We start from the raw sequence: 16,144 nt of genomic DNA on the forward strand, positions 1-16,144 counted from the left end.
ATCTATTATCCTTCAATCATTTTTGAAAGGTTAGCCATTTCGATAGCTGATGCTGCAGCTTCCCATCCTTTATTTCCTGCTTTTGTTCCTGCACGTTCAATTGCTTGCTCAATTGTTTCAGTTGTTAATACACCAAAGATAATTGGCACGCCTGTTTGTAAGCTTTGAGATGCAACGCCTTTTGCTACTTCATTACATACAAAATCAAAGTGTGGAGTAGCTCCTCGAATAACGGTTCCTAGCGTAATCACTGCATCATATTTTTTAGATTCAGCTAATTTTTTGGCGATTAATGGGATTTCATAAGCGCCCGGCACCCAAGCCACGTCTACGTCTTCATCAGCTACGCCGTGACGTTTGAGCGCATCTTCTGCTCCACTAAGTAAACGGCCTGTAATAAATTCATTAAAACGCCCTACCACGATTCCGATTTTTAATCCTGTGCCTACTAAATTTCCTTCATATAAATGATTCATCTTTTGTTCCTCCTGCTAGTATTAATATATAGTTATTTACATTTCTTTTCATGAATTAGCTTCATTTGTTATAACGAAAAAAAGTGTAAAATTATAAATGTAATAAATGACCTAATTTTTTAGCTTTTGTATCTAAGTATTTTTTATTGGCATCCACTGCCGGCATTTGAAGAGGCACTCGCTCGATCACTTCAAGGTCGTAGCCTTTTAGCCCAGTAATTTTACGAGGGTTATTCGTTAAAAGCTTCATTTGTTTGACTCCAAGGTCTTTTAAGATTTGAGCACCGATTCCATACTCTCGTAAATCTGCAGCAAACCCGAGTTTTTCATTCGCTTCTACGGTATCGTATCCTTCTTCCTGCAGCTTATATGCTCTTAGCTTATTTAGTAAGCCAATACCTCTGCCCTCTTGACGCATATACAGCAGAATGCCGCGTCCTTCTTCTTCAATTTGCGTAAGAGCTGCGTGAAGCTGAGGACCGCAGTCGCAGCGTTCAGAACCAAACACATCTCCAGTCAAACACTCAGAGTGAACGCGAACAAGAACGGGGCTATTATGATCAATATCACCTTTGATAAGAGCCACATGTTCTTTATTATCAAGTTTATTTGTATATCCTACAGCTTTAAACTCACCAAATGCCGTAGGTAAGCTCACTTCTACTTCACGGCTAATAAGCTGGTCATGTTTGCGGCGGTAGGCAATCAAATCTTTTATTGTAATCATTTTTAAATCAAATTGCTCTGCAATTTTTGTTAAATCCGGTACACGTGCCATTGTTCCATCTTCATTCATAATTTCACAAATAACACCCGCAGGCTTTCCTCCTGCTAATACTGCTAAATCAACAGCAGCCTCTGTATGACCTGCACGCTGCAGAACGCCCCCGTCTTTTGCAATCAATGGGAAAATATGTCCTGGGCGTTGAAAATCACTTGCTACCGTCGCTTCATTTACAAGAGCCATAACGGTAGCAGAACGTTCATATGCACTGATACCTGTTGTACTTGAAATATGATCAATACTTACTGTAAATGCTGTGCCATGTACATCCGTATTGTTCGCTACCATCGGGTGAAGATTCAATTTATGGGCAATTTCTTCATTAACAGGTGTACAAATTAATCCTCTTCCATGAGTAGCCATAAAGTTAATAACCTCAGGCGTCGTTTTTTCGGCTAATGCAATAAAATCTCCTTCGTTTTCTCGATCTTCATCATCGCATACAATAACCACTTTTCCCTTTTTTAACTCTTCAATGGCTTCTTCTACTTTATGAAACATCTCTTTCACCTCACTGTTAATTTGTAAAACCATGCTGCTGCAATAAATCCTTCATGTTACCTGAACGATTCGAGGCGCCAGGAGTTGACTTATTTGTCATCATCTGATGCATATATTTAGCTAACATATCGCATTCAATATTCACCTTGTCTCCTCGCTGTTTGTCTCCAACGACTGTGTGAAGCACCGTATGAGGAATAAGAGAAATAGTAAATGATTGGTTGCTGACATCAAAAATAGTAAGACTTGTTCCGTCTACGGAAACAGATCCTTTTAACATCATAAATTCACGAAGTTCAGGATCGACTTGAATTTCATAATAAAAAGCATTTCCTTTACGTGTTTTGCTTACAATAGTTCCAATTCCATCAACGTGTCCGCTAACGAAATGCCCTCCAAACCGGCCATTTGCAGCCATCGCCCGCTCTAAGTTAACACGTGATCCAACGGTTAGAAGCTGAAGGGTACTTGCTTTAATCGTCTCCGGCATGACGTCGACCGTAAATTCATTTTGAGAGTAAGCCGTTACGGTTAAACAAACGCCGTTAACTGAAATACTGTCTCCTAAGTTCACATCTTCTAACACGGTCTTCGCATCAATCGTAAGAACAATTGCTTCTGTAGCCTTTTGAATACGTTTTATTTTTCCAATTTCTTCAATAATACCTGTGAACATTTTCTTCACCTGCTTTGGCGCTATTCCAACTTCTTATACCGTTTTGAAATAGCAGCTGCTTTTTTTTCATATTTATCTTTCCCCCAACCACTGAAAATAAAAAAGCCCCTTGAACAAATGTCCAAGGGGTCGGCTGAGCTGAATCAGTTTTATCTATGCAAAATTCCGCTAATTGTATACGAAATAAACAGTTATATTTTGTGTACAAAAACAAGGGTAGCTTTAAAAAAGGCAAGCGTGCCCCTTATTAATTCAACACAAAAAACAACTGTGCTTCCTGATCCTTCTCCCATCCAGACTTTTACTGTCGGCTCTAGATTTTAACTAGATCCACCGCTAACATACATCGTATGAAAACGGGTCACGGGCTTAAAAGCATACGCTTTATCACCGCCGGTTGGGACTTACACCCGACCCCGAAGGATAATATATTCGACTGCTATAGTCTTATTTGTTTTACATTATAGCAAAGTAAAATCGACTTGTCACATCATTTAACTTCGTTTTTTCACATCTATTCTTTAAAATCCAGCTTTTAGCTTATTTTTTCTTTTTTAATACATAGCATCCATACAAAAGCTAGTCCAATATAGCCAAATATCGGATACAAAAACTCAAGAAGCTGGGCATATCCGAATTGCCCAATAATAAAGCAAGCCAAGATAATAAACGCAAAAGCTTGTTTGTCATTGAGGGGAAGAAATGACTGAAGCTGCTTAGCGATGCCAAATACATTTCCAATCAATGTAGTAAAAATCTCGCCCAACACAACTACCGTAAATAAAACATTCACCCACGCTGAGATATTTTTAACAACGGCACTCATCGGAATATCAAGTTGAAATGAATAAGGCAAATTGGAAAGGGCAAGATGAGTAGAAACAAGCATAAACGTAAGTACACATCCTCCTATTAAGGCCCCTTTTGTAATCACGCTCCTATCTTTCACCGAGCTTCCTAATGGGACCAAAACGGCCTGAGCCAAAGCTAGATTCAGGGAAATATATAAAAAGGGACTAACCGCCCACTTCCACTGCGTGACGAGCGTTAAATCCGGCTTCGTTTGAATCAGTGAGAAATAGCTGATATTCGGCATAAAGATGATAAAAGCAAATGAAAGCATCATCGGCACAACAAGAGAATTAACCATTAAAATACCGTTAATTCCTTTTGCGATAAATATATAAGTTAAAACAATTGTAAAAATCATCCCAACAGGAGGCCACAGCCCAAACTGTTCTTTTCCTATTGCTCCCGTACTCGCTAGCATGACTGAAGTTACTCCAAATAAAATGACAATCATTACACCGTTTACCACTTTTCCAAGCACATCACCAAATAAATATGTATTAAGCTGCTGATAAGAAGAAGCCCCAATTGCGTGCGAAAGCAGCATCATTTTTGAACCTAGCCAAATAAAAAACAAGCCGCTGACCAAAATTCCGACCATTCCAAGTTCCCCGTACTGTGTAAAAAATTGAACGATTTCCTTGCCTGTTGCAAAACCGGCTCCTACAACGGTGCCTACATACGTAGCAGCAACCTGCAGCGTGAGTTTCCACCTTTTCATGCCCATCACCCTTCTACCCTTCATAGTTCACTATATGTAGAAACGATAAAAAAAAGACGAGCCTTTTTACATGTAAATCTACGCATATCCCAGTGCTTGTGCCTTTTGGTTTATTTTTTTCATTTTCTTTTTGTATTTCTCACAAAAAACTCCTTAACCCCTAACATAACAGTCATTTTCAAACAAAATATACGGATATTTCCCCTTTAGCTTTTAAATTTTCCTCAATATTTGCTGGAAATTCACAATTTACTGTTGTATAATTTCTAAAAATCAGATAAATTATTAAATAAGTATTCTTTCTATTTAAAAAAATATGTTTCAATTATATACAATTGATTCTTATCATGAGAGGTGGAGGGACTGGCCCTTTGAAACCTCAGCAACCAGTCGTTAGAGACATGGTGCTAAATCCAGCAAGCAATTTATTGCTTGGAAGATAAGAAGGCGAAAAAAGTCTTCTTCTTAAGAAGACTTTTTCTATTTTATCGGCATATTGCATAAAACGAATCACTCGTGAAATAGAAGCGGAACAATTTAAGGAGGTTTTGACATGGGGTTACTTGAAGATTTAAAGTCTAAAATTTTAATTGGGGATGGTGCCACTGGTACCCTCCTTTACTCACACGGTATTGACAGCTGTTTTGAAGAACTAAACATCACCAAACCAGAAGAGGTTTCTCGTATTCACAGAGCCTATGTAGAAGCTGGTGCAAACGTTATTCAAACAAATACGTACGCTGCTAATTATCAAAAACTTGCCCGTTATGGATTAGAAGATTCAGTCAAAGACATCAATGTTGCTGGTGTAAAATTAGCGAAACAAGCTGCAAAAGATCAGGCTTACGTGGTTGGTACACTCGGCGGAATTCGTTCTTTCCAAAAAAACGCTATTAGTTTAGAAGAGGTTAAGCGAAGCATTCGTGAACAGATGTTTTGGCTTTTAAATGAAGGCGTGGATGGCCTTTTGTTTGAAACATACTATGATTTCGAAGAATTAAAAACCGTTCTTACACTGGCAAGAAAAGAAACGGATAAGCCTATTATTACTCACGTTTCCCTGCATGATATTGGCGTACTGCAAGATGGCCGTCCTTTAGCAGATGCATTAAAAGAATTAGAGGCGCTGGGAGCAGATGTTGTCGGGCTAAACTGCCGTTTAGGTCCTTATCATATGATTCAGTCTCTTGAAGAAGTACCGCTTCCTGATCGTGCTTTCTTATCTGCTTACCCTAATGCCAGCCTTCCGGCGTATGTGGAAGGAAAGCTGGAATATGAAACAAATGAAGACTACTTTGTAGAAAGCGCGCGTTTATTCCGCGAACAAGGGGTTCGCTTAATTGGAGGATGCTGCGGTACAACACCAGCTCACGTACGCGCAATGTCATCTGCCTTAAAAGACCTGCCTCCGATTACAAGCAAAGTTGTTAAAATGAGACCTGCCGTTACGGTTCAAGAGCGTGAGCAGCAGGATAAACCTCATATGCATGAAATTGTGAAGAAGCGCCGCTCGGTTATCGTCGAGCTAGATCCGCCTAAACAGCTTGGTCCGACGAAATTTTTAGAAGGCGCAAAAGCACTTGATAAAGTCGGCGTAGATGCTATTACATTAGCTGATAATTCTCTTGCCTCACCTCGCATCAGCAACTTGGCAATGGCAACACTGATGCAGCAAGAAACAAAAGCACGACCGCTTATTCATATTACCTGTCGCGACCGAAATTTAATTGGACTTCAATCTCATTTAATGGGACTTCATACGCTAGGAATGAATCAAGTACTTGCAATTACCGGTGATCCGTCGAAAGTTGGCGATTTCCCTGGCGCCACTTCGGTCTACGATTTATCTTCATTTGACTTGATTAGTTTAATCGCTCAGTTTAATGAAGGACTATCTTATTCCGGCAAACCACTTGGTCAAAAAACCAATTTTTCCATTGCAGCTGCCTTTAACCCAAACGTGCGTCACTTAGACCGAGCCGTTCAGCGTTTGGAAAAGAAAATCGACTGCGGGGCTCACTATTTCATTACTCAGCCTCTCTATTCAACTAAGCAAATTGAAGAGGTATATGAAGCAACCAAACATTTAACAACACCGGTATATATCGGTATCATGCCGTTAACAAGCGCAAGAAATGCTCGATTTATTCACCATGAAGTACCTGGAATTAAATTATCAGAAGATATTCTAGAACGCATGGATGCAACGGGAAATGACCGAATCCGCGGTGAAGTCGAAGGTCTTGCGATTGCAAAAAACTTAATTGATACAGCATATGAGTTATTTGACGGTATTTACTTAATTACGCCGTTTATGCGCTATGAAATGACCGAAATTCTAACACGCTATATTCATGACAAGCAACTTGTTACATCAGAAAGGAAGATATAAATGAGCTCACTTATCGAACAACAACTAAAGAAGCGAATACTCGTCATCGATGGAGCAATGGGAACGATGATTCAAGATGCTGATTTAACCGCTGAAGATTTTGGCGGCGAAGAATATGAAGGCTGCAACGAATATTTGACTCGAACAGCGCCTCATGTGATTCAGCGCATTCATGAAGAGTACTTTGCAGCAGGTGCTGACATCATTGAAACCAATACGTTTGGCTCAACATCTACCGTACTTGATGAATACGATTTAGGTCACTTGGCGTATGAATTGAATATCGAAGCTGTGAAGCTTGCTTGTGCAGCCCGCGATAAATATTCAACTCCCGAATGGCCTAGGTTCGTAGCTGGAGCTATCGGTCCTACCACTAAAACTCTCTCTGTTACCGGAGGTATTACATTCCCTGAGTTAGTAGAATCGTACGAAGAGCAAGCTCGAGGTTTGTTAGACGGCGGCGTTGACTTGCTTTTAGTCGAAACCTGTCAAGACATGCTGAACGTAAAAGCCGCATTTTTAGGCATTACAGCTGCGTTTGAAAAACTAAAAACCGAAGTTCCTATTATGATTTCAGGAACAATTGAGCCGATGGGAACAACTCTCGCTGGTCAAGATATCGAATCTTTTTACTTATCACTGGAACACATGAAGCCTCTTTCAGTCGGACTTAACTGCGCGACAGGCCCTGAATTTATGACGGATCATATTCGCTCTCTTTCAGACCTAGCCACTTCAGCAGTTAGCTGTTATCCAAACGCTGGACTTCCGGATGAAGAAGGCAATTATCATGAATCCCCTGAGCTGCTTGCTCAAAAAATTAAAGGGTTTGCTGATAAAGGCTGGCTGAATTTTGTAGGCGGATGCTGCGGTACAACGCCTGCTCATATTAAAGCACTGGCGGAAGCGGTAAAAGAGGTTGCGCCCCGTTCGCTTGATCGCTCCGAGCATAACCATGCTGTAACCGGTATTGAACCGCTTGTATATGACGATTCTATGCGCCCTCTTTTTGTGGGAGAACGTACGAATGTAATCGGTTCTCGCAAGTTCAAGCGTCTGATTGCGGAAGGAAAAATTGAAGAAGCATCTGAAATTGCGCGTGCTCAAGTTAAAAATGGTGCTCACGTTATTGATATTTGCTTGGCAGATCCGGACCGTGAAGAAATGGAAGACATGGAGGAATTTATTCAAGAAGTTGTAAAAAAAGTGAAGGTTCCTCTTGTAATCGATTCAACGGACGAGAAAGTTATTGAAAAAGCTTTAACGTACTCGCAAGGTAAGGTCATTATTAACTCCATTAACTTAGAAGATGGTGAAGAGCGTTTTGATGCAATCTTACCACTAGTAAAAAAATTCGGTGCAGCTCTGGTTGTGGGTACAATCGATGAAACAGGCATGGCCGTTACTGCAGAACGAAAAGTAGAGATTGCTAAACGCTCACATGATTTGCTTGTTGAAAAACATGGCTTTAATCCAAAAGATATTATTTTTGACCCTCTTGTGTTTCCTGTAGGGACTGGTGATGAACAATATATTGGTTCTGCTGAAGAAACAGTTAAGGGAATTAAAATGATTAAAGAAGCCCTGCCTGATTGCCTGACCATTCTTGGCGTAAGTAACGTGTCATTCGGTCTTCCTCCAGTCGGACGTGAAGTACTAAATGCGGTTTATCTTTATCACTGTACGCAGGCTGGACTCGATTATGCCATTGTTAATACCGAAAAGTTAGAGCGCTATGCTTCTATTCCAGAAGCTGAAATTGAGCTTGCTAATGCGTTGTTATTTAACACAACTGATGAAACGTTAAGCACGTTTACCGACTTTTATCGTGATAAAAAGAAAGAAGCAAAAGTAGAAATTTCTACGTTAACACTCGAAGAACGATTGGCAATGTATATTGTCGAAGGTACAAAAGAAGGATTGCTTCCTGATTTAGAACAGGCTTTAGCTCAATATGATGATCCGTTAGATATTATTAACGGACCGCTTATGAAGGGCATGGCGGAAGTTGGACGTTTGTTTAATGACAACCAGCTGATTGTAGCAGAAGTGCTTCAAAGTGCGGAAGTGATGAAAGCATCCGTTGCCTTTTTAGAACCTCATATGGAAGCAACTGAAAATGATTCTGGAAAAGGCAAAGTGATTCTTGCAACGGTTAAAGGCGACGTGCATGATATCGGTAAAAACTTAGTAGACATCATTTTAAGCAACAATGGTTTTAAAGTAATAGATTTAGGAATTAAAGTAACGCCCCAGCAGCTGATTGAAGCAGTAAAAGAAGAAAAGCCAGACATCATTGGCCTGTCAGGTCTTCTAGTAAAGTCAGCTCAGCAAATGGTTTTGACTGCCCAAGATTTAACACAATCAAGCATTGATGTTCCAATTATGGTAGGAGGCGCTGCCCTTTCCCGTAAATTTACTGACTTTAAAATTGCCCCGGAATATGAAGGTGCGGTCCTCTACGCCAAAGATGCGATGGACGGATTAGCGTTAGCAAATAAGCTGCAGAACAAAGAAGAAGTTATTCAGCTTTTAGCAGATTTAAAAACGCGGCAAGAAAAGAAAGTAACGGTTCGAGAACGCCAGCCTCAAACCGCTCAAGCAGCTACGGCTGTTTTAGAAAGATCCGCCATTTCAACGGACGCTCCTGTTTTTGTACCTGCTGATTTAAAGCGCCACGTTGTTAAACACTACGATTTGGCACAGGTTCTTCCGTATATTAACTGGCAGATGCTTTTAGGCCATCACTTAGGACTAAAAGGAAAAGTGAATAAGCTGCTTGCTGAAAAAGATGAGCGTGCTGTTCAATTAAAAGAAACCGTTGATGACCTGCTCGAACTGGCACTAAAAGAAAACTTAATTAAGCCAGCGGTTATTTATCAGTTCTTCCCTGCTCAAGCAGACGGAAATGATTTAATTATTTATGATCCTGCTGATGAAAAAACAGAAATTGAACGCTTTACCTTCCCTCGGCAAGCAAAAGGACAGTTCCTGTGCTTATCTGATTTTGCAAAGCCTAAAGAAAAAGAGATGGACTATGTATGTTTCTTCTCTGTAACAGCAGGAACAGGCATTCGCGAACGCGCGGCGAAATTCAAAGAAAACGGCGAGTTTTTAAAGAGTCACGTGTTTCAAGCTCTTGCGCTTGAACTAGCTGAAGGATTAGCAGAACGTGTTCATCAGCAAATTCGTGACCGCTGGGGATTCCCCGATTCGCCTGACTTTACAATGGCGGAGCGTTTTTCAGCCAAATACCAAGGTCAGCGTTTTTCATTCGGATATCCTGCATGTCCAGACCTTGAAGACCAAGCAAAACTGTTTAAATTACTTAAACCTGAAGACATCGGCATTCAGTTAACAGACGGTTTCATGATGGAACCAGAAGCTTCTGTTACAGCCCTTGTTTTTGCACATCCTGAAGCGAAATATTTTAACGTATTGTAAAATATGGCCGCGGTCTTTTAGACCGCGGCTGTTTTTTTACAGTGAACAAACCTGAAAAAAAGGCTGCGACAAATGGATTTTAGCTGAAGAAAGATACGAACCGTAAATCCAGATTCTTAATTGAGAATCAACTGCGTTCGGATTTTTTTCATTGTGATCGTGAACTGGATTTCATGTAGCTGTTTCTAGCTGTTTGAAGGGCAAGGCGAAGACTCCTGCGGAAAAAATTGATGTAGTTATGTCTTAATCTCTTTGAATTCACCGCCGGTTTGAGCTTTTTTTATGAGTTTCTTGGGAAACACTGATAGAATAAGGAAGGTAATAAATTTGTAACGCTCTTATCACAGCAAATTTTTCAGGGAAAGGAATTTTTAAGAAATGATTAAATTATTTGTAAGCGACTTAGATGGCACTCTTTTACACGAAGAAAAATACGTAGAACAGCATAATGCAGACGCACTTAGTGAACTTCAGCGCCAAGGAGTAGAAGTTTGTCTTGCTTCCGGACGAATGGATACGGAAATTTTAAAGATTTCTACTGATATTAATAATACATTTCATCGCATTAGCCAAAACGGAGGATTTGTGTGGACCAAAGAAAACCAAGAACTTCATGGAAAAGTGTTTGAAGATGATTTAGCGGTTCAACTTTATAAAAAAACGATAGATCCTAACCGTATTACGCTTGTCTGTTCAAACGACACGAATTATGTAGAGCAGCGAAATGAAATTATTGAAGCGATTGAAACTCACATGTTTTTCCCTATCGAAGAACAAATTGAAATGACGGATTCATTTGGTCACGCTCTTTCTCCATCCAAAATCACGGTTCTTGGAGATCATGATGAAATGGTAGCTCTGCAAAAAGAAGTGAACGAAGAGTTTGGTGATTATATTGATACATATATTTCCGCCAAGCAGTGTTTGGATATTATGCCTAAACATATCAGCAAAGGAAATGCCATTGAAATTTTATTAAATCATCTTCAGCTAAAACCAGAGGAAATTGCATGTGTGGGGGATTCATTTAATGATATTCCTATGTTTCAATTAACGCCGAACAGTTTCGCTATGGCTACAGCTCCTGAAGCTGTTCAGCGCCACGCCTCTGCTGTTGTGTCATCTGTTAGTGAAGCAGCGGGTATTGTTTTAGAAAAAAATAAGCAAACCATCTAAAAAAAGCGGTCAACGTTTAAATTGACCGCTTTTATCTATTTAATAAGAAAACGGCAGTTATTTTTTCCGTAAAGAACGAAAAAATCCACCTAAGCTTTTTTGCTTTCCATCTGCATGCTCTCCGTGATTAACCAAGCTGCTGATTCTTTCTCGTCGAACAACAACCATAATAAGAGTGGCAAAAAAGATAATGGAAACGGCAATGACAACCAGTGCAAGAACGGATGCTACAATAGCTTCAGAAGTCGTTAGTGACGATAGCATCTGCCTCGTACACCTCCATTTCGTTTGTGGCGAAAAGGAGCCTAGCAATTAGAAATGCAAATAATCTTTTTTCTCAGCTTGATGCATGTTATTATACACCATTTTCATTTTAGAAGCTGTAGCTTTTAAAGACGTAGACGAATCCACATCTTCGGCTAACATAATGTTTACTAAGTCAACCACAGAACGAGACAACAACTCTACATTATTTTGCAACTCTAATTCGTCATAAGTTGTACGGTCTTGAAGACGAAGTCGAATAATTTCATTTGCTAGCTCCCTAACACGCACTAATTGTTGATGTTCTCCCATAGTATCTCCGCCGCAAGAAACTTATAATCAGCCCTTTTATTGGCTTTTATAAGAGCTAGAAATCCCTGCAGCATACCCCTCCTTATAAAGATGCCTAGCACACCTTTATGTAAATCACACTTTCACCTTGTTTACATGTATATTCGCTATAGCTGGTTCTTTTTCCTTTTGAAATTAGCAATCATCGTCAACGACCTTCTTCGTTTATCGTTCAGATTTCAAATTTTTAAGGATGTGATATACGAAAATTAAAACGCCAATAGCCGTAAGTGTTGCTCCTGCTGCCACTACGGGTGTAAAAGCTTGGTTTTCTAGTACGATCATGAAAAATAAACCAATCATCATGACCGGTAATCCTATATTATGCAACCATACGTGCAGTTTGGCTAATTTACTTTCGCTAAACGCAGGAAACAAATAATAAATAAGTCCCGCTAACGTAAGCGATGTCCATCCTAATAAATTGATGTGCACGTGAACAGGTGTCAAAGCGTAGCTGTGAACAATTGACATATAATACCCCAATATGATGCCAATTCCAAAATAAACGGCTGATATTTTAATTAATTTAATTCCCATCATTTTCTCCCCCTTATATCCCCCTCCGACTTCTGTACTACTTTACGCAGGAAACGTCATTTTAGAAGCGGAAGTTAGCCAAAGGACACGAAATACGGAGTATGATATCTAAAAAGAGGATTCTTTACCGCAAACACAAAAAACAGCTGAGCAAAAGTACTCAGCTGTCTATTTTAAGCAATATAATGCAGCACAAAATTCAAGAAAAACAACAGCGCGCTTACATACATAAAGATCGATACTTCACGCATTTTACCAAGGAATAATTTAAGCAGTGGATACGCAATGAACCCAAATGCAATTCCATCAGCAATGCTGTACGTAAGAGGAATAAGCGCAATAATTAAAAATGCAGGGAAACCTTCTGTTAAGTCCTGTAAATTGATGTTTTTGATATTTTGAATCATCAATGCTCCAATAACAATAAGAATAGGTGCAATAGCACTATCTGGAACCAGCTTGATAAATGGAATAAACAGAAGTGAACTTAAAAATAAAACTCCTGTAATCAGCGATGTTAAACCCGTTCGCCCTCCAGCTGCAATACCAGATGCTCCTTCTACAGAAGACACCGTTGGACTTGTTCCAAACACGCCGCTTAGCAAAGCTGAAGCGGCTGTTGCTTGAAAGGCCCGCGGAAATTTGCTATCTTGATTCATCATACCTAGCTGACCATGCAGCAAACCGATATTTTCAAAAATCAATACCATTGTTAATGAAAAGACAGCTGCCCAAAACGCAACGTCTCCAATAGCTCCAAAAGACAATGTGCCAAAGCTGCTAAAGAAGTCGTTCACGCTCCCAGCGGACTGTCCTTTTTCTGCACCGCTTCTTACACCAAGTAAGAAGGCAAGGACTGATCCAGCAATCATGCTTAACAAAAAGTTACCTTTCACATTTCGGATAAACAGTACGATTGTGATAATTAACGTCAACAGCGTACTGATCACAAACGGATCTGACAAGTCTCCAAGTGCTACAAAAGTGTTTTCGCTTGGAACTACAAGCTTCCCTTTTTGCAAACCGATAAATGTTAAAAATAAGCCAACACCGACTGTTATCGCTTCTTTTAGCGAATGCGGAATCGAAGAGACAATTTTGGCAGACAGTCGTGAGAAAGCTAATGCTATAAAAAGAAAGCCGGATATCACTACTGCTAATAACCCTTCTTGCCAAGATAACCCCATTGATTGAACCATCGTATACGTAAACAATGCATTAATCCCCATACCTGGCACCAAAATAAGAGGCGCGTTTGCCCAAAAAGCCATAATAACACAGCCTACAAAAGCCGAAGCTACTGTTGCGAATATTCCTGCTTCAAGCGGAATACCGGCATCAGATAAAATGGTTGAATTAACAGCAATAATATACACGATGGAAAGAAATGAAATGACCCCAGCTAAGCTTTCTTTTCCAACAGTTGTTTGGTGGTCGTTTAAACGAAACAACTTTTCAAATAATGCGTTCAATCTAATTTCCTTCTTTTCATCTATCCCTCGCCCACCCAGTGACCAAAAATGCCACCGAAGTTATTATAGCAAAATCAACAATTGTTGCAAGGAAAACTTGTCTCCTTTAGCTTAAGCGTTCATTCCTTATTTAAAACTGTTATCATTTTCTAAACGTAACGTCTTGCATTCATTCTATATATACCTTGGATTGGACATAATAAAAGAGCGCTTTATCAGCGCTCATTGTTTTAATAATAAGGATAATATGGTGGGTACGGCGGATAATATGGTGCTGGATAACCGTAATAACCTGGACCTCCTAATGCACTTCCAAGAACTAATCCTCCAAGAAATGGAGCTCCAAAGCCCCAACCCCAAGGGCGACCAAAGCCAAAGCCGAACCCCGGACGGCCAAAGCCAAAACCAGGACGACCGAAACCAAAACCTGGGCGACCGAAACCGAATCCTGGACGACCAAAGCCTCCAAAACCACCGAATGGTCTTCTTATGTCATTAATATCAAATTCTTGCATGATACATGCCTCCTCAAATTATATTTCATTCTCTTTATTACATATGTTATTCACCTACTTCTTGCATAGGCAATCGCCTCTTTTTTTGTGATTTCTTAAAAAATATTCCTTTTCTACCACCTCGTTAGGATTAAACAAGCGTAGAGACATATATTTTTTAAGGCTTTGAAACATACTACATGTAACTTATGTAAAATAAGAGAGATGAAACGAGGAATGGACCTTTACGATTTTCAGCACCTGCTGCAATGAGGAATAAACATAATATGAACGCATAAAAAGAACGCTCAACAAAAATGTTGACCGTTCTTCTTATGAAAATACATAACGATTTTTTATTAATTTATCTGACCCTTTGCTTGACCGTATATGCCCTAAAGCTATATAATCCCCTTTTTATACAATGCGCTTTGAACATAAAATCATAGGAGCGTCTCCCCAAACGCTGCTATGTATGTATATCTGTAATCGCTTACAAACCTTTAATAAAAAACCGATATGATTTTCTATCTATTTACATTAAACAATATTTTAGGCTAAATTTCAACACATTTTTTGTTTTTCTTTGTACTCAGCAAAAAAACAGGTGATATAGCACAGTGATTTTCCTTTTTTCCTGTCCCTTTTACTTATAGCCATAATCGTTTATAGTTTATAACGAAAGGAAGTGACGCAATGTCTGATCAACTAGAAGAATACTTAGAACGAGGAATGTACGGAGCAAAGGAAACAAAAAGAGACGAAAGAAGATATTTCTTAACTGCTCTACGTGAGAATATTGAACTTGCACTAAAAAAAGGGCAAGTCATGAAAAAGGATGCGGCAAAAATAAAGCCTCTTTTAAAAAAAGTGAACGACGGTCATTTGTTTTTAAATGGCTCCTTGTCTTACTCATACCTCTCCCCCTATATTCAAGCGGCTAACCAACATAAAGTGCCTTTTACTATCGTTCAGAACTTAGAAGCTGATACCGATATTGGTCTGGTTTTAACAGGTTCTGAAGGCAGTTTGGAACGAGATATTTTTTTAGACTAAAAAAAAAGAGCCAGAACGGCTCTTTTTTATTTGGCAAATACATGATGATCAATTGTTTTAATTACAGCACGTGAACGAATCCAGTTATCGGTAGCTGTTTTTGGATTATAAAAGTAAATGGAATCGTCTAAACGATCTTTTCTAGTCAATGCTTGCTCTACTGCTTTTTTCGAATCTTCTGAAGCAGGTTTGTTAATTGATCCGTTTTGGACCGGTGAAAAAGCGTATGCTTTTCCGACAACTTGTTTAATAACTCCTGTTACCGTATCTGGAAACTTCGGAGAATCTACACGGTTTAACACCACTGTTGCTACCCCTACTTTTCCTTCATATGATTCGCCTTTTGCTTCAGCTTCTACTAAGCGAGCTAATAAATCTTTTTCACTTGCTGAAATCGAAACTGCAGGTGTTTCCTGCTCCGCGGGTTTTGCTTCTGGCTTAGCCGGGGCTGCCGTTGAAGGTTCCGTTGTTTCAGCAGCCAGCACTTTTGTCTTACTCGGAATCGCTAATGTTTCACCAATATAAATCATATCTCCTTGACGATTGTTTAATTTTTTAATATCGTCAATTGTTACACTATATCTTTTACCTAACTTCCAAAGACTATCGCCTTTGACTACTTTATAATTAGTTGCAGCCGTAGCTGTTGCATTAAAACCTATAAATGAAAGAGTAGCTAAACAAGCTACTACCATTGATTTCATATAACTATGTTTCATAGGTAATACCTCCTGAAATTTCGTATGGTATTACTCTATCATAGCTATATAGGGGTTTCACCGAACGATTCAATTACATTTCTTTAAGTTTGATGAACAAAATTACGTTCGGAACACAATTATGACATTGTACCTTGTTTTTTGTCATAATCACGGTAATTTTTCTAAAATACAGGTATATTTTCCCGGTTTATTTCAGTTTAATCAGAAATTTCTTCATTCGTTTTTC

Annotated in this window: 14 protein-coding genes and 2 riboswitches; of the genes, 4 read left to right on the forward strand and 10 right to left on the reverse strand. The window is 39.3% G+C overall.

Annotated features, from left to right (window positions below):
- Window positions 1-5 precede the first annotated feature (5 nt).
- From ribH to AC1DEF_RS16965, 4 genes are all read right to left on the reverse strand, one after another.
- On the reverse strand, window positions 6-476 hold the full coding sequence (gene ribH / locus AC1DEF_RS16950) for a 6,7-dimethyl-8-ribityllumazine synthase (RefSeq protein ID WP_013056007.1): 471 nt from the start codon (window positions 474-476) through the stop codon (window positions 6-8).
- Window positions 477-567: 91 nt separating this feature from the next.
- Window positions 568-1,761: a bifunctional 3,4-dihydroxy-2-butanone-4-phosphate synthase/GTP cyclohydrolase II gene (locus AC1DEF_RS16955; protein WP_013082259.1), complete on the reverse strand. Its 1,194-nt coding sequence runs from the start codon at window positions 1,759-1,761 to the stop codon at window positions 568-570.
- 16 nt (window positions 1,762-1,777) lie between these two features.
- On the reverse strand, window positions 1,778-2,437 hold the full coding sequence (gene ribE / locus AC1DEF_RS16960) for a riboflavin synthase (RefSeq protein ID WP_013056005.1): 660 nt from the start codon (window positions 2,435-2,437) through the stop codon (window positions 1,778-1,780).
- A gap of 277 nt (window positions 2,438-2,714) precedes the next feature.
- A riboswitch (FMN riboswitch) is annotated at window positions 2,715-2,865 on the reverse strand.
- A 107-nt stretch (window positions 2,866-2,972) separates the two neighbouring features.
- Window positions 2,973-4,007 carry a YkvI family membrane protein gene (locus AC1DEF_RS16965; protein ID WP_237074669.1) on the reverse strand — a complete coding sequence of 345 codons (1,035 nt, stop codon included), beginning with the start codon at window positions 4,005-4,007 and terminating at the stop codon, window positions 2,973-2,975.
- Window positions 4,008-4,346: 339 nt separating this feature from the next.
- A riboswitch (SAM riboswitch) is annotated at window positions 4,347-4,453 on the forward strand.
- Between the two features lie 107 nt (window positions 4,454-4,560).
- Here AC1DEF_RS16965 and AC1DEF_RS16970 point away from each other — a divergent pair.
- The 3 genes from AC1DEF_RS16970 (at window position 4,561) to AC1DEF_RS16980 (ending at window position 11,019) form a co-directional block, all read left to right on the forward strand.
- Window positions 4,561-6,399, forward strand: a complete 1,839-nt coding sequence (locus AC1DEF_RS16970) for a bifunctional homocysteine S-methyltransferase/methylenetetrahydrofolate reductase (protein WP_013082256.1) — start codon at window positions 4,561-4,563, stop codon at window positions 6,397-6,399.
- On the forward strand, window positions 6,400-9,843 hold the full coding sequence (metH, locus tag AC1DEF_RS16975) for a methionine synthase (protein ID WP_028407914.1): 3,444 nt from the start codon (window positions 6,400-6,402) through the stop codon (window positions 9,841-9,843).
- 378 nt (window positions 9,844-10,221) lie between these two features.
- Window positions 10,222-11,019: a Cof-type HAD-IIB family hydrolase gene (locus AC1DEF_RS16980; RefSeq protein WP_013082254.1), complete on the forward strand. Its 798-nt coding sequence runs from the start codon at window positions 10,222-10,224 to the stop codon at window positions 11,017-11,019.
- A gap of 57 nt (window positions 11,020-11,076) precedes the next feature.
- Here AC1DEF_RS16980 and AC1DEF_RS16985 read toward each other — a convergent pair whose 3' ends face one another.
- The 5 genes from AC1DEF_RS16985 to AC1DEF_RS17005 all read right to left on the reverse strand — a co-directional run bounded on the left by AC1DEF_RS16985 (window position 11,077) and on the right by AC1DEF_RS17005 (window position 14,161).
- Window positions 11,077-11,283 (reverse strand): hypothetical protein, encoded by a 207-nt coding sequence (locus tag AC1DEF_RS16985; protein WP_057238698.1) that lies wholly within the window; start codon window positions 11,281-11,283, stop codon window positions 11,077-11,079.
- 48 nt (window positions 11,284-11,331) lie between these two features.
- Entirely contained in the window at window positions 11,332-11,595 is a 264-nt protein-coding gene (locus tag AC1DEF_RS16990; protein ID WP_013055998.1) for a hypothetical protein, read from the reverse strand.
- Between the two features lie 204 nt (window positions 11,596-11,799).
- On the reverse strand, window positions 11,800-12,174 hold the full coding sequence (locus AC1DEF_RS16995) for a cbb3-type cytochrome c oxidase subunit I (RefSeq protein ID WP_050689415.1): 375 nt from the start codon (window positions 12,172-12,174) through the stop codon (window positions 11,800-11,802).
- A 173-nt stretch (window positions 12,175-12,347) separates the two neighbouring features.
- A complete protein-coding gene (locus AC1DEF_RS17000) occupies window positions 12,348-13,646 on the reverse strand; it encodes an NCS2 family permease (protein WP_097824008.1) in 1,299 nt (432 codons plus the stop codon).
- Window positions 13,647-13,876: 230 nt separating this feature from the next.
- Window positions 13,877-14,161: a hypothetical protein gene (locus AC1DEF_RS17005; RefSeq protein WP_097824009.1), complete on the reverse strand. Its 285-nt coding sequence runs from the start codon at window positions 14,159-14,161 to the stop codon at window positions 13,877-13,879.
- Window positions 14,162-14,836: 675 nt separating this feature from the next.
- On the opposite strand from AC1DEF_RS17005, the gene AC1DEF_RS17010 reads away from it, so the two are divergent.
- Window positions 14,837-15,196 (forward strand): YueI family protein, encoded by a 360-nt coding sequence (locus AC1DEF_RS17010; RefSeq protein ID WP_097824010.1) that lies wholly within the window; start codon window positions 14,837-14,839, stop codon window positions 15,194-15,196.
- 26 nt (window positions 15,197-15,222) lie between these two features.
- Here the strand turns inward: AC1DEF_RS17010 and AC1DEF_RS17015 are convergent, their stop codons facing one another.
- Window positions 15,223-15,915, reverse strand: coding sequence for a cell wall hydrolase (locus AC1DEF_RS17015; protein WP_340447789.1), 693 nt, complete (start codon window positions 15,913-15,915; stop codon window positions 15,223-15,225).
- Window positions 15,916-16,144: the final 229 nt, after the last annotated feature.

The sequence above is a fragment of the Priestia sp. 10L35 genome (assembly GCF_056395685.1).

Excerpts from the sequence above, each read along its gene's own strand:
- ribH (WP_013056007.1), bottom strand. The coding sequence starts at position 476 with ATGAATCATTTATATGAAGGAAATTTAGTAGGCACAGGATTAAAAATC.
- AC1DEF_RS16955 (WP_013082259.1), bottom strand. The coding sequence starts at position 1,761 with ATGTTTCATAAAGTAGAAGAAGCCATTGAAGAGTTAAAAAAGGGAAAA.
- ribE (WP_013056005.1), bottom strand. The coding sequence starts at position 2,437 with ATGTTCACAGGTATTATTGAAGAAATTGGAAAAATAAAACGTATTCAA.
- AC1DEF_RS16965 (WP_237074669.1), bottom strand. The coding sequence starts at position 4,007 with ATGAAAAGGTGGAAACTCACGCTGCAGGTTGCTGCTACGTATGTAGGC.
- AC1DEF_RS16970 (WP_013082256.1), top strand. The coding sequence starts at position 4,561 with ATGGGGTTACTTGAAGATTTAAAGTCTAAAATTTTAATTGGGGATGGT.
- metH (WP_028407914.1), top strand. The coding sequence starts at position 6,400 with ATGAGCTCACTTATCGAACAACAACTAAAGAAGCGAATACTCGTCATC.
- AC1DEF_RS16980 (WP_013082254.1), top strand. The coding sequence starts at position 10,222 with ATGATTAAATTATTTGTAAGCGACTTAGATGGCACTCTTTTACACGAA.
- AC1DEF_RS16985 (WP_057238698.1), bottom strand. The coding sequence starts at position 11,283 with ATGCTATCGTCACTAACGACTTCTGAAGCTATTGTAGCATCCGTTCTT.
- AC1DEF_RS16990 (WP_013055998.1), bottom strand. The coding sequence starts at position 11,595 with ATGGGAGAACATCAACAATTAGTGCGTGTTAGGGAGCTAGCAAATGAA.
- AC1DEF_RS16995 (WP_050689415.1), bottom strand. The coding sequence starts at position 12,174 with ATGGGAATTAAATTAATTAAAATATCAGCCGTTTATTTTGGAATTGGC.
- AC1DEF_RS17005 (WP_097824009.1), bottom strand. The coding sequence starts at position 14,161 with ATGCAAGAATTTGATATTAATGACATAAGAAGACCATTCGGTGGTTTT.
- AC1DEF_RS17010 (WP_097824010.1), top strand. The coding sequence starts at position 14,837 with ATGTCTGATCAACTAGAAGAATACTTAGAACGAGGAATGTACGGAGCA.
- AC1DEF_RS17015 (WP_340447789.1), bottom strand. The coding sequence starts at position 15,915 with ATGAAACATAGTTATATGAAATCAATGGTAGTAGCTTGTTTAGCTACT.